This is a genomic window from Megasphaera hominis, from assembly GCF_014269395.1.
Classification (GTDB): domain Bacteria; phylum Bacillota; class Negativicutes; order Veillonellales; family Megasphaeraceae; genus Megasphaera; species Megasphaera hominis.
In genome coordinates this window covers 1-13,782 of the sequence record NZ_JACOGK010000049.1, presented here as the reverse complement: position 1 = coordinate 13,782, position 13,782 = coordinate 1, and the positions used below count along the sequence as shown (strand labels likewise).

The 13,782-nt window shown below is 49.2% G+C and carries 15 protein-coding genes and 1 rRNA gene; 13 read left to right on the top strand and 3 right to left on the bottom strand.

The genetic code is table 11. From position 1 onward, the window contains the following. Nucleotides 1-231: 231 nt before the first annotated feature. Nucleotides 232-438 (bottom strand): hypothetical protein, encoded by a 207-nt coding sequence (locus H8J70_RS11745; RefSeq protein ID WP_186504478.1) that lies wholly within the window; start codon nt 436-438, stop codon nt 232-234. 176 nt (nt 439-614) lie between these two features. Here H8J70_RS11745 and H8J70_RS11740 point away from each other — a divergent pair, with 176 nt between their 5' ends. The 12 genes from H8J70_RS11740 (at nt 615) to H8J70_RS11685 (ending at nt 11,754) form a co-directional block, all read left to right on the top strand. Further along, nucleotides 615-2,348 (top strand): radical SAM protein, encoded by a 1,734-nt coding sequence (locus H8J70_RS11740; RefSeq protein WP_186504477.1) that lies wholly within the window; start codon nt 615-617, stop codon nt 2,346-2,348. After that, the gene (gene pgeF, locus H8J70_RS11735) at nt 2,348-3,172 is read left to right on the top strand and encodes a peptidoglycan editing factor PgeF (protein WP_186504476.1); all 825 of its coding nucleotides are present in this window, start codon (nt 2,348-2,350) and stop codon (nt 3,170-3,172) included. The genes H8J70_RS11740 and pgeF overlap by 1 nt, the downstream gene beginning before the upstream one ends. Before the next feature lie 110 nt (nt 3,173-3,282). Further along, nucleotides 3,283-3,966, top strand: coding sequence for a YggS family pyridoxal phosphate-dependent enzyme (locus tag H8J70_RS11730; RefSeq protein ID WP_186504475.1), 684 nt, complete (start codon nt 3,283-3,285; stop codon nt 3,964-3,966). Nucleotides 3,967-3,983: 17 nt separating this feature from the next. Then, nucleotides 3,984-4,484 carry a cell division protein SepF gene (locus H8J70_RS11725; protein ID WP_186504474.1) on the top strand — a complete coding sequence of 167 codons (501 nt, stop codon included), beginning with the start codon at nt 3,984-3,986 and terminating at the stop codon, nt 4,482-4,484. A gap of 18 nt (nt 4,485-4,502) precedes the next feature. Beyond that, the gene (locus H8J70_RS11720) at nt 4,503-5,288 is read left to right on the top strand and encodes a YlmH family RNA-binding protein (RefSeq protein WP_186504473.1); all 786 of its coding nucleotides are present in this window, start codon (nt 4,503-4,505) and stop codon (nt 5,286-5,288) included. Between the two features lie 63 nt (nt 5,289-5,351). After that, nucleotides 5,352-5,897 (top strand): DivIVA domain-containing protein, encoded by a 546-nt coding sequence (locus H8J70_RS11715; protein ID WP_186504472.1) that lies wholly within the window; start codon nt 5,352-5,354, stop codon nt 5,895-5,897. 101 nt (nt 5,898-5,998) lie between these two features. Then, the gene (locus H8J70_RS11710) at nt 5,999-6,415 is read left to right on the top strand and encodes a hypothetical protein (RefSeq protein ID WP_246415362.1); all 417 of its coding nucleotides are present in this window, start codon (nt 5,999-6,001) and stop codon (nt 6,413-6,415) included. Beyond that, complete coding sequence (locus tag H8J70_RS11705; protein WP_186504471.1) at nt 6,387-7,202, top strand: Cof-type HAD-IIB family hydrolase; 816 nt, start codon at nt 6,387-6,389, stop codon at nt 7,200-7,202. The genes H8J70_RS11710 and H8J70_RS11705 overlap by 29 nt, the downstream gene beginning before the upstream one ends. Before the next feature lie 12 nt (nt 7,203-7,214). After that, nucleotides 7,215-8,123 (top strand): RNase adapter RapZ, encoded by a 909-nt coding sequence (gene rapZ, locus H8J70_RS11700; RefSeq protein ID WP_186504470.1) that lies wholly within the window; start codon nt 7,215-7,217, stop codon nt 8,121-8,123. Between the two features lie 16 nt (nt 8,124-8,139). Beyond that, nucleotides 8,140-9,498, top strand: coding sequence for a uridine diphosphate-N-acetylglucosamine-binding protein YvcK (locus H8J70_RS11695; RefSeq protein WP_288201466.1), 1,359 nt, complete (start codon nt 8,140-8,142; stop codon nt 9,496-9,498). Nucleotides 9,499-9,503: 5 nt separating this feature from the next. Continuing rightward, the gene (whiA, locus tag H8J70_RS11690) at nt 9,504-10,451 is read left to right on the top strand and encodes a DNA-binding protein WhiA (protein WP_186504469.1); all 948 of its coding nucleotides are present in this window, start codon (nt 9,504-9,506) and stop codon (nt 10,449-10,451) included. Continuing rightward, complete coding sequence (locus H8J70_RS11685) at nt 10,426-11,754, top strand: hypothetical protein (RefSeq protein ID WP_186504468.1); 1,329 nt, start codon at nt 10,426-10,428, stop codon at nt 11,752-11,754. The genes whiA and H8J70_RS11685 overlap by 26 nt, the downstream gene beginning before the upstream one ends. A gap of 51 nt (nt 11,755-11,805) precedes the next feature. Here the strand turns inward: H8J70_RS11685 and H8J70_RS11680 are convergent, their stop codons facing one another. Beyond that, on the bottom strand, nt 11,806-12,594 hold the full coding sequence (locus tag H8J70_RS11680) for a basic amino acid ABC transporter substrate-binding protein (protein WP_186504467.1): 789 nt from the start codon (nt 12,592-12,594) through the stop codon (nt 11,806-11,808). 54 nt (nt 12,595-12,648) lie between these two features. Beyond that, on the bottom strand, nt 12,649-13,299 hold the full coding sequence (locus H8J70_RS11675; RefSeq protein ID WP_222433703.1) for an HAD family hydrolase: 651 nt from the start codon (nt 13,297-13,299) through the stop codon (nt 12,649-12,651). A gap of 414 nt (nt 13,300-13,713) precedes the next feature. On the opposite strand from H8J70_RS11675, the gene H8J70_RS11670 reads away from it, so the two are divergent. Next, nucleotides 13,714-13,782 (top strand): 16S ribosomal RNA (locus H8J70_RS11670); the annotation flags it as partial.

The window sequence follows — 13,782 nt, the reverse complement described above, 5'->3', positions numbered from 1 at the left end:
GTTCGATTAGAGATTTTCCTGGTTTCCATCGGACATAACCTCTATAAATATCACAATAAAAAACTACGCTTGCAGAAATCCGCATAAACTGTAAAAATACTGCTTTATGGGGAAAGGGGCTTTGCGCCCATTTTTCAAAGGTCATTCTCTAAAAAAGGAAAAAGAGCATGAAAAAAAGGAAGTGGACAAAATGCTTTCGCATTTTGTCACACTCCCTTTTTAAAGAGCTGATCATTTTTCCGCTGCGACCGGATGAACAGTTACGCTGCTCTTTTCATGTACTTCTACGGTGGTTCTGGCAAATGCCGGCTTGCCCTCTAAACGACGGAAAATAGCACGGCATAAACTTGTTGAAACAGGAGCTGTTTTCGGCTGACGTGCGAAAGCAACGATCAACTCGCACTCAAACTGGCTCAATTCAACACATTTCTGCTTCATGTACGGATCATCCCTTTAATAAAAATTTACCCTGCACTGTAATTGTTTACATATACATATATTCTACTATAAAGGCTATTCTTTGACAAGAACGGAAGCGGTGTTTTTACTAGCCACTTTTTAGGCAGTGTGTTACAATAAGAGACACGCAACGACGCGATGAAAGGAGACAGGATATGCGCTGGCAAATAGAAAAGAAATTGACGGATCAGCTTGATCGGGAAACGGGCTATGTGCGGTATCCCTTTGGCAGTCGTCATACGATGGCCATCTGCTACCCCAATACGTATGAAACGGGCATGAGTAATCTGGGGCTGCAAATCATTTATCAGCAGGTCAATGGGCGTGGTGACTTTCAATGTGAGCGGGCCTTTCTTCCTGATAAGGACCTGCAAAAGCTGTACGATAAAGACCACATTCCTTTGCTGACGTTGGAAAACCAGCGGCCTCTTTGTGATTTCGAAATTATTGGTTTTTCTATTAATTTTGAAATGGATTATTTTAACGTGCCATTTATTTTGGAGCAAGGCCGCGTGCCTGTAGAAGCGGCTAAGCGGCAGGATGATGATCCCTTGGTCGTCATGGGCGGCCCTGTAGCCTTCTTTAATCCTGAACCCTTGACCCCTTTCATTGACGTCTGTCTCGTAGGAGAAGGGGAAGACCTGATCCATGCCTTTTTGGATGCCTGGCTGGCAGCGAAGGCCGAACCGGGAATGACCCGGCAGAAGCTCTTACAACGACTGGCTCAGGTGGACGGTGTATACGTACCTTCGCTCTACACGCACGTATATAATGAGGACGGTGAATTGACGGCTATCGTGCCGGAAGCAGGCGCGCCGGAGCATGTACGGCGGCAGTGGCACGAACTGACAAAGCCTGGTGAAACGGTTATTGCCACGCCTGATACGGAATTTGGTGCCATGTACCTCATTGAAATTGCCCGGGGCTGTGGCCGGCATTGCCGTTTCTGTATGGCCGGTTATTGTTACCGGCGGCCGCGCGTACGGCCCCTGGAATACGTCAAGGAGGCTGTCCTGCGAGGCAAGAAACTGGGCAAGAAGATAGGTCTTATGGGCGCGGCTATTTCCGACTATCCCTACATTGACGAGCTGGTTACCTTCATCCGTGACCAGGGGCTGGCCTTTTCTTGTGCCTCCCTGCGGGCCGATTCGATTACGCCGACTATCGTCAAGGGGATTGCGGAAAGTGGACAGAAAACGATTACCCTGGCGCCGGAAGCGGGCAGTGACCATTTGCGCAATATCATCAATAAGGGGATTAACGAGGAGCATCTGCTGCACTCCATTGATCTCTGCACGGCAGCGGGTATTCATAAGGTGCGTATGTACATCATGATTGGCCTGCCGTGGGAAACAGATGAAGATATACAAGGTATTATCGACATGACACACCGCGTACGGGCTCATATGGACGCCATCGGCAATAGTGCCGGGATTACCCTGAGTATCAATCCGTTTATACCCAAACCGATGACGCCCTTCCAGTGGATGGCCATGACCGATAAGAAAACGGTAGAAAAACGCTTGGATCATATCCGAAAAGGATTGGCACATGATAAACGCATCGAAATTTTGGCTGAACCCTTGCGGCAGTGTTACATCCAAGGCGTGCTTTCTCGCGGTGACCGGCGCGTAGGCCAGCTTTTATTACTGGCCCACACCTATGGCGGAGTTAAAGGCTGGAAACGGGCTGCGAAAGAAATGCACTTCGACGTCGATGCTTTCTTATATACGAAGCGTCCGGAGCAAGCACTGCTGCCCTGGGATACACTCGACAATGGCCTGGTACCGAATTATTTGACGCAGGAACTGCGTCAGGCTGAAAAAGGGGCCTATACGCGGCCGTGCTTTGACGGCTGCCGCCGTTGTCATATTTGTGGAGGTAACTGATGGGTACACGTTGGCTTGAACACGCAGATGGCTTGGCTTGGGAAGAAAGCGAACTCCTTCATCAGGCCGGCTTATGCCATGGCGTCACCGGCCGCAATGGCGGTGTTAGCCAGGCGCCGTATGATTCATTAAATCTGGCGCTGCACGTCGGCGATTCCATACAGGCTGTGCTGGAAAACCGGCGCCGTCTCTGCACACATATAGGTGCCAGCTTGAATCAGCTGACGACAGCCCAGCAGGTTCATACTGATCATGTCGTCGCCGTAGGAAAAGCAGAAATTGGCCGCGGCGCCGGCAGTTATGCCGATGCGTTCGCCCATACGGATGCGCTCATGACGAATGTGCCGGGAGCTATGCTCTTTTTGTGCATTGCCGATTGTGTACCGGTCATCCTGCTCGATCCGGTCCAGAAGGCCTGCGCTGTCGTCCACGATGGCTGGCGCGGTACGGCTGCCCGTCTGGCTGCTAAGACCGTGTTTGCTATGGAAAGCGTCTATGGCTCGCGGCCGGGAGACATCCTGGCCTATGTAGGCCCGTCCATTTCACGGTCCCATTTTGCCGTCAGTGAAAGCACGGCTGATGCTTTTCGCCAACTGGGGAAAAACTACGCTGCCTGTGTGTATACGACGGACGCCGGACAGATACAGGTGGACCTTTGGCAGGCCAACCGGCAATTGCTCGTCGACGCAGGTGTACAGGCGGAGCATATCGATGTGACTACAGCCTGTGCCTATGAAGAGGCAGACCGTTTTTACTCGTATCGCCGTGACCACAGTATTACCGGACGGATGGGAGCGTTTGCTATGCTGACGCCGGGGAGGTAAAAGACGAGCGAGTTTTTTTTAAAAGGTAAGCAAAACTACTAGCATTTATCTGTTGTAGTATATATAATAAAATAAGTGCTATATTTTACAGATACAACGGGGGGATATAGTTGATTAAAGAAAATCTTGAAACAATACGAACACGTATGGCCGAAGCTGCCGCCCGGGTACATAGAACCGATGAAATTACGTTGATTGCCGTGACGAAAAATCATCCTGTAGAATGCATGATAGAAGCAGCGGCGTGTGGCGTTACTGATGTAGGTGAGAACCGCGTACAGGAAGCACTAGGGAAAATGGAAGCATTTCCCGATAATCACTTGACGTGGCATCTTATCGGCCATTTGCAGACGAACAAGGCAAAACAAGCTGTAGCCCATTTTGATCTGATCCATTCCATCGATTCGGAGCATTTGCTGCGGGCCGTTGACAAAGAAGCCGGAAAAATCGATAAGGTACAGGATATCCTGCTACAGGTCAATGTGGCACGGGAAGAACAGAAATCAGGCGTGGAAGTAGAAGAGTTCCCCCAGCTTTGTGAATTGGCAAAGGAAATGCCCCATGTCCGGGTGCGCGGCCTCATGTGTATGGCACAGAATACAGAAAATCTGGAAGAAGTCCGTCCTGTTTTCCGTATTGCTCATGCGCTGTATGAAGATATGAAGAAGAAATTTTCTGAAGGTCAGATCTGTTATTTATCGATGGGCATGACACATGATTTTGAAATAGCAATCGAAGAAGGGGCCAATATGGTGCGTGTAGGGACTGCCATTTTTGGGCCACGTAATTATTAAGGAGGATAATAACAACCATGGCATTAAAGGGATTAAGAAGAATGTGGAACAACGCAGTAGGCAAAGTAGGCGGCGGTGTAGATGATGACGATATCTACGAAACGGACGAAGACTTTGAAGAAGAAGACGAAATGGAAGAAGAACCCCGTCAATCCCATCGGGCAGTAGCACAAAGCCGGCGTCCTGCTTTGGGAGCGGCACAGATGGAACGGCCCTTAAAGATGATGATTGTCGAACCGGAGTCCTTTGACGATTCCCAGAGCATTGCTGATTTCCTGCGGGACCGCAAACCGGTTGTTATCAATTTTGAAGGTACCTCGCCGGATACATCCAAGCGGGTTGTCGATTTTGTCAGTGGCGCAACGTATGCCCTCGACGGCAATATCCAAAAAGTTGGCAAGGATATCTTTCTCTGTGTACCCAGCAATGTAACTGTAGATCACAGCAAACATGAATACGGTGATTTTACAGCCCAGCTGGCCTGGAAGGATTCTGAAGGCGGCAATCAAAAGCAATAAGAGATGTGAGGCGTTTGTGTGAAAAATCGAGACAGAATAATTCGATACTATAAAGGGACGGACAATGGTGAGCTGGCAGCACGGCTGATCGATCTGGCAGAAAACACGGAAAAGGGACGACCCTATGCGGTGAGTGAATTTGTCTCGCCAGGTGCTGTGCAGATTGGCGAAACGATCCAGGCTTCTGCTCCCGGACTGGTGCTGAAAGTATCCGGTGGCTATCAGGGGGCAGAACGGGTTCGTCTGGCTTTTGTGCGCGACGACTATGCAGGTCCTGTCGATTTTGGCATCGTGGCCTGCCGTGTCTCCTGGGATGCCCGGTACCGCTTACTCAGCCATCGCGATGTATTGGGCTCACTTATGGGACTGGGTATTGACCGTAGCCGTTTTGGTGATATCATTATGCATGATGATGGTGCTGTCATACTGGCTGAAGCAGCCTTATTACAGTATCTGAAACAAAACTTTTTGAAAATCGCCATGGTTCACGTCACAGTAGAAGAGATCCCTTTGTCTGATATTGCCCCGAAAGAAGAAAAGATCAAAGAGATAAAGACGACGGTTGCGTCGTTGCGTCTCGATGCGATTGCTTCGTCCGGATTTGGCATTTCCCGGACGAAAGCGGCAGAAGCCATCAAGGGAGAACGGGTACAGCTCAATTGGCAGCCCGCCAAGAGTCCGAGTCAGGAAGTACGTGAAGGGGATGTCATTTCCCTGCGCGGCAAGGGCCGGATGGAATTGGCGGAAATTACGGGCACGTCCCGTAAGGGGCGGATTGGCGTACTGCTGAAGCGTTACATATAGCAAGGCGGTTCCGAACGGCACAAAGCAGGCTATAAGCCGTCGGGAATTTAGGAGGAACATATCATGTTAACACCAATGGATATTCATAATAAGGAATTTAAACGCGGTTTTCGCGGCTATAGCGAAGAAGATGTAGACGCCTTTATGGACGACCTGGCCGGCGACTATGAAAAGGTATACCGGGAATACTGTGAGTTAAAAGAAAAATGTGAAAAACTCCAAGATAAGCTGGCACAGTATGAAAAGATGGAAGCTACGATGAACAGTACGCTTATGCTGGCCCAGCAAACTGCAGAAAATGTAAAAGTATCAGCCCGCAAAGAAGCCGATTTAATTTTACAGGAAGCAGAAAATAAAAAGAAGAAAATGATGGACGAAACGACGCTGAGCCTGCAGAAAACACAGCAGGATGTGGATAAGATGAAGGCGCAGATCAATACGTTTAAAGCGAAATGCCGCAATATCCTGTCCAGCCAGCTGCGCTTGTTGGATGATATCGTTCCTGATGAAGAACTGGAAAGCACCACTGCATATGACGCTGCGGCAGCACCGGAAACTAAAGCGGAAGAACCGGCTGAAAATAAGGCGGAAGGAAAAGCCGCAGAATAATTGAACTTACACGGGTATGCTCTCTTTCGTAGCTGACTATCAGGCAGCAGGTTAGGGAGCGTATTTATTTTTCACGGACTACAGGCGGGAAAGGAGTACCGATGATGAAACGTATGGGACTGCTGCTAGTTGCGCTGGCTCTTTGTGCCGGTAGTACGGTAATGGCGTATAATCCGTATGCACCGAATCCTTTTGCTGCCATAGAACGGCACAGCTGGGAATATACGTATGCCAGGGATTTGACAAAGGCCGGGCTGACCGGTGCAGATATGTCGAAATTTTCGCCGGCTTATGAACTGAGCCGTGTAGAATTACGGGATATGATCGCTACGGCGTTGCAGAACCGGGCACGTGCTACAACAGTACAACAAAAAGAAATTGATAAATTGGCAGAGGAATATGCCGATGATTTAACTTATACAGATAAAGCAAATACTGTAACGAAGGAAGAACCGGCAGGTATTCCTTTCGACTGGAGGCAGGGAACAAATGACAGCAACACCAAAGTATCCGATTAAGATGATCGCAATTGACTTAGATGACACGTTGATCCGTGATGATACAACCGTATCGGATTATACGCTACAGACGATTAAGAAAGCACAGGACAAAGGCATTCATATCATGATTGCGACAGGCCGTATGTATGCGACTGCCAGCCCCTATGGCCGTATGCTTGGTCTGGGTGATATTCCCATGATGCTCTTTGGCGGCGGCCTTATTCAGACGCTGGAATCGAAAAAGATTCTTTACAGTCATCCCATCCCCCAGTCTGATGCAGCACAGGTTCTGGCCATGGCAAAGGAAAAGGGCTGGATGATGCAATCGTATATTGATGACGTCTTACGCGTAGCTACGTATAACCACTGGGTCGCAGACTATGAACGGATTACCCATTCTCATGCCGTTGTTTGCGGCGATGCCTTTTACACTCCGCAGGGCGCACCGGACAAGCTCTTGTCCTGCGATGAACATGAAGAATTACTGCGCCGCGCTGAAGAAATAGAAGCCGCCATGCCCGGGAAATTTGATATTATGTGCTCCAAACCCACGTTCCTGGAAATCGTGCCCAAGGGGATATCAAAAGGAGTTTGCTTACAACGGTTGTGCGATATTTATGGAATCACGACAGATAATGTCATGAGCTTTGGCAATGGCATGAACGACCTGCCAATGCTGGTAGAAGCCGGCTTCGGCGTAGCCGTCGCCAATGCTGTACCGGAAGTACGCGAAAAGGTAGATTATGTGACGGCATCCAACAATGAAGATGGCGTAGCAAAGGCTATTGAGAAATTCGTCTTGTAAAGGAGGTACCTTATGGACCCGTTTCACCTGATAATTATTACCGGCATGTCAGGTGCTGGCAAGAGCCAGGCCATGAAAGTGCTGGAAGATATGGGATATTTCTGTATTGATAACCTGCCTCCTGTATTGATTCCGAAATTCGCGGAATTGTGCGTCAAGGGAGGCGAACGGGTTCGTCACGTTGCACTGATTGCCGACATCCGGGGCGGCCAGTTTTTTGATGCGATGGCCCAGGCGCTGCAGGAATTGGAAAAGCAGAGTGTTTCCTATGAAATTCTCTTTATGGAAGCATCGGATAAGGTACTGATCAACCGCTATAAAGAAACCCGGCGTATCCACCCGTTGGCCCAGCATGGCCGGATCAGCCAAGGCATTGCTGAAGAACGGGAACGCCTGGCTATGCTGCGCAACCGGGCTGATTTTATCATCGATACGAGTAATTTGAAAACCAGCCAGCTGCGGGATATGCTGCGCAAGCGCTATGCCTTCGGTACAGGCCGGAAAACGATGACCGTAACGGTCGTTTCCTTTGGCTTTAAGCATGGTATGCCCATTGATGCGGATATAGTAGAAGACGTCCGTTTTCTGCCCAACCCGTTCTATGTCGATGAATACCGCCATAAGTCAGGCCGCGTGCCGGCTGTGCGCGATTATGTGCAGGGCTTCCAGGTAACGCAGACCTTTAAGGAAAAATGGTTTGACATGATTGATTTTCTCCTGCCCAACTACGAACGCGAAGGCAAGAGCCAGCTCGTCATTGCCGTAGGCTGTACCGGTGGTATGCACCGCAGCGTTTGCATGGCTGAAGAAATGTATCGCCATTTGAAAGAAGCCGGTGTCGATGTCAATATTGAACATCGGGACCTTAGCAAAAATGACGTAGAAGAAGACGCGCCGGGTTACGAAAAGGAAGACGTATAACGGGAGGTGTCATATCGTGCATTTTTTTAAGTGGCTTCATCCCGGCCTGCATATCAAACGCTGGCTGTTTCTCTTCGGCCTGGGCATGATGTGTACCAGCTTCGGCATTGTCCTGACCTTTAACTATCAATGGATCGGGCAAATCGAAGAGTGGACCTTCCGTATGCTCTATGAAGCGACGGGCCATTATAACTATACGGTTCTGGCCAGTCTGGGCATCGTCATCCTGATCCTGGGGATTGTCGTCATGGGCTGGTCGACACGCCGGCTGATCCGGACGATGCTGGACGTAGTCGTACCGAACGAATCCGGGAATATCAGTGAACTGATTCTTTCCAATCTAAAATTGACGAAGGGACCTAAAGTAGTCGTCATCGGTGGCGGCACGGGTCTTTCGGTTATGCTCCGGGGCCTTAAGACCAAAACCTATAACCTCACGGCTGTCGTTACTGTAGCCGATGATGGCGGGTCGTCCGGTCGGATACGCCAGGACCTGGATATCATAGCTCCTGGAGATTTACGCAACTGTCTGGTTGCCATGGCTGATAAAGAAGGTCTCATGGAAAAACTCTTTGCCCATCGCTTTGGCGGCAGTGGCAATTTGACCGGGCACAGCTTCGGCAATCTTTTCATTGCCGCACTCATTGAAGTACTCGGCGATGTAGAAGGGGCCATGGATGCGACGAGCAAAGTATTAAAAGTACGCGGCAAGGTGATTCCCTCGTCAGCCGATAAAATCCTCCTCAACGCGGAAATGGCTGACGGTACGATTGTGCAGGGGGAATCACAAATTCCAAAAGCACGGGAGCACGGTAAAATCAAACGCGTATTTACAACGCCGGAAAAGCCCCGGGCTATCCAATCTGCCGTCAAGGCGATTTGTGATGCAGATGCTATCGTCCTGGGACCGGGAAGCTTGTATACGAGTATTATGCCGAACCTGCTGGTTCCGGAAATCGCTGCGGCTATCCGCTCCAGCTCGGCTAATAAGATTTATATCTGTAATGTTATGACCCAGCCGGGGGAAACCGATGACTATACTGTATCCGATCATATTAAGGCCATCGAACGGTATGCCGGCGGCCCTATTATAGATTTCGTCATGGCCAATAACGGCGACATTGATACGGCTATTTTGCAGCAATATGCTGCAGCCGGACAGCATCCCGTCATCATTGATAAGCGGGAAATCAATGAAACCGGTGCGACACTGATTCAGGCCGATCTGGTGGATCATGAGACTGGCGCCACGCATAACACAAAAAAATTGGCCAACGTTCTCTTTGATCTGATCAATGCCTTGCGCACAGACCTTTCACCGGAATTACTCCATTACTATTTGAAACGATATAATCTCAAACACCCAAGGAGGTGAGCCCCTTGTCTTTTGCCGAAGAGGTAAAGAATGAAGTTGCTCACATGGACTCAGAGGATGCCGCCTGTCGCACTGCCGAACTGGCGGCACTGTTGTGTATGGGCGGTTCGTTAATCCTGGGCTCAGGTGGAGCTGTAGGACTGGAATTCAGTACAGCCAACAACGCTGTCGCCCGGCGGGCTCTGTCTATGTGGCGTAAATCCTTTTCTATTCGTCCGGAAGTTCTCGTGCGGCAAGGCCTACGGTTGCGGAAAAAGAATTACTATATCTTACGTGTGCCTCCTAGCGCCGCCAGTACGGCGTGCTTACAGGAGCTCGATCTCTTTCCGGCCAGTGAAGCCCTGCAAGGAATGGCTTTGCGGCGTGATGACTGCCGCCGGGCCCTGCTCCGCGGTGCGTTTATGGGCGGCGGCTCTGTCAACCGGCCTCAGGGAGATTATCACCTGGAACTGGTAACGGAGAATAAAGGCTTTGCCCGTTTATTGCTAAAACTGATGCATCATTTTCATTTATCTGCTAAAATGACAGACAGGAAGGGCGCCTACCTCGTCTATATTAAAGACGGCAATGGCGTTTCTACCTTTTTGCAGCAAATCGGCGCTGACCAGGCGTATCTGAAGTTTGAAAGTGTCCGTGTGATTAAGGATATGCGCAATAATGTAAACCGAGTCGTAAACTGCGAAACGGCAAATTTACAGAAAACTGTAGACGCAGCCGTACGGCAGACCCGGGATATTGAAGTCATCCGCCAGTCCGGAAAATATCAGAAACTGTCCTTGCGTTTGCAAGAAGCAGCCGAATTGCGGCTGGCTAATCCGGAAGCGACCATGGGTGAATTGGCAGCTATGTCAGGACTGACCAAATCGGGCCTTTCGCATCGTTTCAAAAAAATAGCAGATATTGCTAAGGAGATAGAGGAATTACATCATGAGGAAAACAAAGATCTTACATAAACTATTCTTGGCCTGTGCAGCTATGTTGCTGCCCCTTGGCGTGTCCCAGGCCCGTACGTATTCAGCCGATGATCCTGCTGTGATGGCGGAGGTAGTGCGCAGCCGTATGCTGCCCATTGCGATGACGGCACCGCGGGATACAGGGACACTGCTCTTTTCGGACAGCCCGGAATATGCGGAACAGGACGGCATTTTGTATGTCGATAAAGTTAGTGGTGATGTGCGCCTCTATTTTTATCATGTAAACCAAAACAAATATCCCCGCAAGATTGTCGTCATGGCGTACAATCCGTCGCCAGAAGCGAAGGATCTTACTTTAGGCGGTGTGTATTATGCCAAACCGGAAACGTCCTATTATGATGTAGGAAAGGAACTGTCTACCTTATATTACGAAGGCCATCCAACGTTTAATAAGATTACAGTTCCGCCTTTTGGCTATGCCGTCGTAGGGGAAAAGCTCAATCACATTATCGTGCAGCCGGATCAGCTCTTTTCAGGCATCGTCAATGTATCAACCGATGCAGACATGCACATTTCGGCTGTCATCATGCCGGCAGCTGCCGACCCCGTTGATTTTATAAAGAAACAGCAGTATCTTGCCAGCGATGCTGTGAAATTGCGGGGCACATTTCCTGGCATGAACCGTCTCCTAAAGACACTGATTCCTTATTCAACCAGTGAAGGAATCGGCTATATCGTCATTGCCGACGGCCGTCAGGACCGTTTTCTGCGCGGCTATGATGCCATCGATAACCGTCTTTCTGAGGATGTAGGCAACTATGGTCTCGACTATACGATTGATGTCAAAACCAAAGGAGAAGGAAATCTCCACTTCTACTTTAACTCTCAAGGCGGCGAATATGCCGGCGTTGCAGAAATCAGTTATCTGGATGGGAAGCAGGGACAAGTCAACAAGATTGTCGAATTGCCGCGCAACAGCCTGACCATGGGCTATAATGACGCGTATGCTATGGAATATTTGGACTCTGTCAAAGCGGGCACGGAGGTGACGATTCATCTCATGCCACCAGGCGCTGCCAATTTGCCCGTACGCATCCTGGTTGTACCGGATACGGCACTGCAGGCGGCCGTCAATACGGTACAGGCAGAAGAACAACGGCGTCAGGAAGAAGCAGCCCGCCGGGCAGCAGAAGAACAGCGCCGCCAGCAGGCACAGCAGCAACAGCAAGACCAGAAGAATAATAAAGACCATGCAGACACGCAGGCAGGAGAGGGCAAAGACAACAGCCAGCCTCTGATCAGCCATCGTTTCTGGCACGATGACGATCCGACATCTAAATAAAAACGAAAAAAAGGCAGCGCCTCAGGCGCTGCCTTTTGTGTAAGATAAAGTTTAGTTCTGATTTTTCGGTTCTTCGCCAAACCATTTTTTGTAGATCTTGTTGTACGTACCGTCTTTTTTGAATTCGGTCAGTGTATCGTTGATCTGTTTCAAGAGTTCCGGTTTGTCCTTGCTGACGGCCATAGCAACACCACGAGAGGTGACCGGTTCGCCGACGATCTTGATCTTGTCGGCACCGCCGTGATTGATATAATCCTGGGCAACGGCCATATCGATCGAGATGGCGTCCACTGTGCCGGCTTCCAGTTCCATCCAGCCCTGGCTGTTCGTGTCAAACTGTTTCAAGACAGCACCATGGTCAGCAGCGATTTCGCCAGCCTTGGCACCTACCTGAGCGCCGACGGTCTTGCCGGCAATGCTGTCATAGCCCGTAATGGTCGTGTTGTCTTTCTTAACAACGATGACATACCCACCGTGATAGTATACGTCCGTAAAGTCGACCTGTTTTCTCCGGTCCGGTGTAGCATCCATACCGGCAGCGATGACGTCGATCTGGCCGCTGCGCAGAGCAGGAATCAGGGCATCAAAGCCGATATTCTTGATTTCCATCTTATAGCCCAGTTTGTCGCAAATTGCCTGCATGAGGTCAATATCGAAACCGACGATTTTGTCGTTTTCAACGGATTCAAATGGCGGGAAGGTTGCTTCCGTACCGAGAATTAATGTCTTCTGGTCCTTAGCGGCATCTTTTTTGTCTGTGGAACCTGTGCCACCACAGCCGGTTATTAAGGTAACGGCGGCGAGGGAGGCGGCGATCATAGCGGCGTATTTCTTATTCATTGTCAGTCACTCCTTCTGTGAGGAATCAGATCCTCATATATAAATGTACTTGAATTAAAGCCGGCACAACTCACTGAGGTCACTCATAATCTGTATATGAGGCCGGTCAGAAAATGCGGCAGCCGGCGTAGCACCTGTCGTTACGGCAGCAAAGTCAACACCACTGTTGACTGCTGTGTCAGCATCGATCAGGCTGTCGCCGATATAGAGAATATCGGCAGGCTGCAGATGAAACTGCTTTTGTACTGCTTGTATGCCACAGGGAGCAGGTTTGGCCTCAGGCACATCTTCAACGCCCACGACCAGATCGATGAGTGGTTCCATGTGTTCCCGTTCCAACGTCTGATTGATGCGGTGCCGCGTCTTTGTGGAAACAATACAGCAGAGGGCACCATGTTCTTTCAGATATGTCAGAGCAGGCTTCGTTTGCGGGTACAAGTGGGTGTTTGGTGTCATGTGATAATCGGAGTAGTTTACTTTATAAAGACGAATTAAATGAGCCAAACGGCCTTTATCTGTTTCTCCTGTCAAAATCGACATGGCATCAAACATAGTTTTACCAATGGTACTGCAAATCTTAGCCCTGGGAACAGGAGGATACCCTTCGTCGCGGAGCAGCATTTCAAAGCACATGACAATGCCTTGTTCCGAATTGACCAAAGTATAATCGAAATCAAATACGTAGGCCTTATACACTGGGTACATGCTCCTTCCTTCCCCAAAATCAGGGGATATACCATACAATAAGAACAAGTTCATTCATAATTATACATAGGATACGCACTAAAGACAAGACATTTCCGTCGCTCTATAAGAAAAAAAGAAAAATATTGCTTGACAGGTATGGCATTCAGTACTATAATAAACAAGCTGTTGAACGAGAGGGAAACGAAATGAAACGTTTCAGCTTTCCTCCTTCAAAAGTTCTTCAAAAAAGTTCTTGACAAACTCTTATGAGTTTGGTAAGATATACAAGTCGCCGCAAGACGACACGATGACCTTTGAAAACTGAACAATGTAAAACATATGAAATGCCAGTGTGCGAGGTTCTATTTTATAGAACGTCAATCAAATGTAACACAAACAATAAGTAAGACAGAGCTAGATAGCTCTTCACATATCATGGAGAGTTTGATCCTGGCTCAGGACGAACGCTGGCGGCGTGCTTAACACATGCAAGTCGAACGA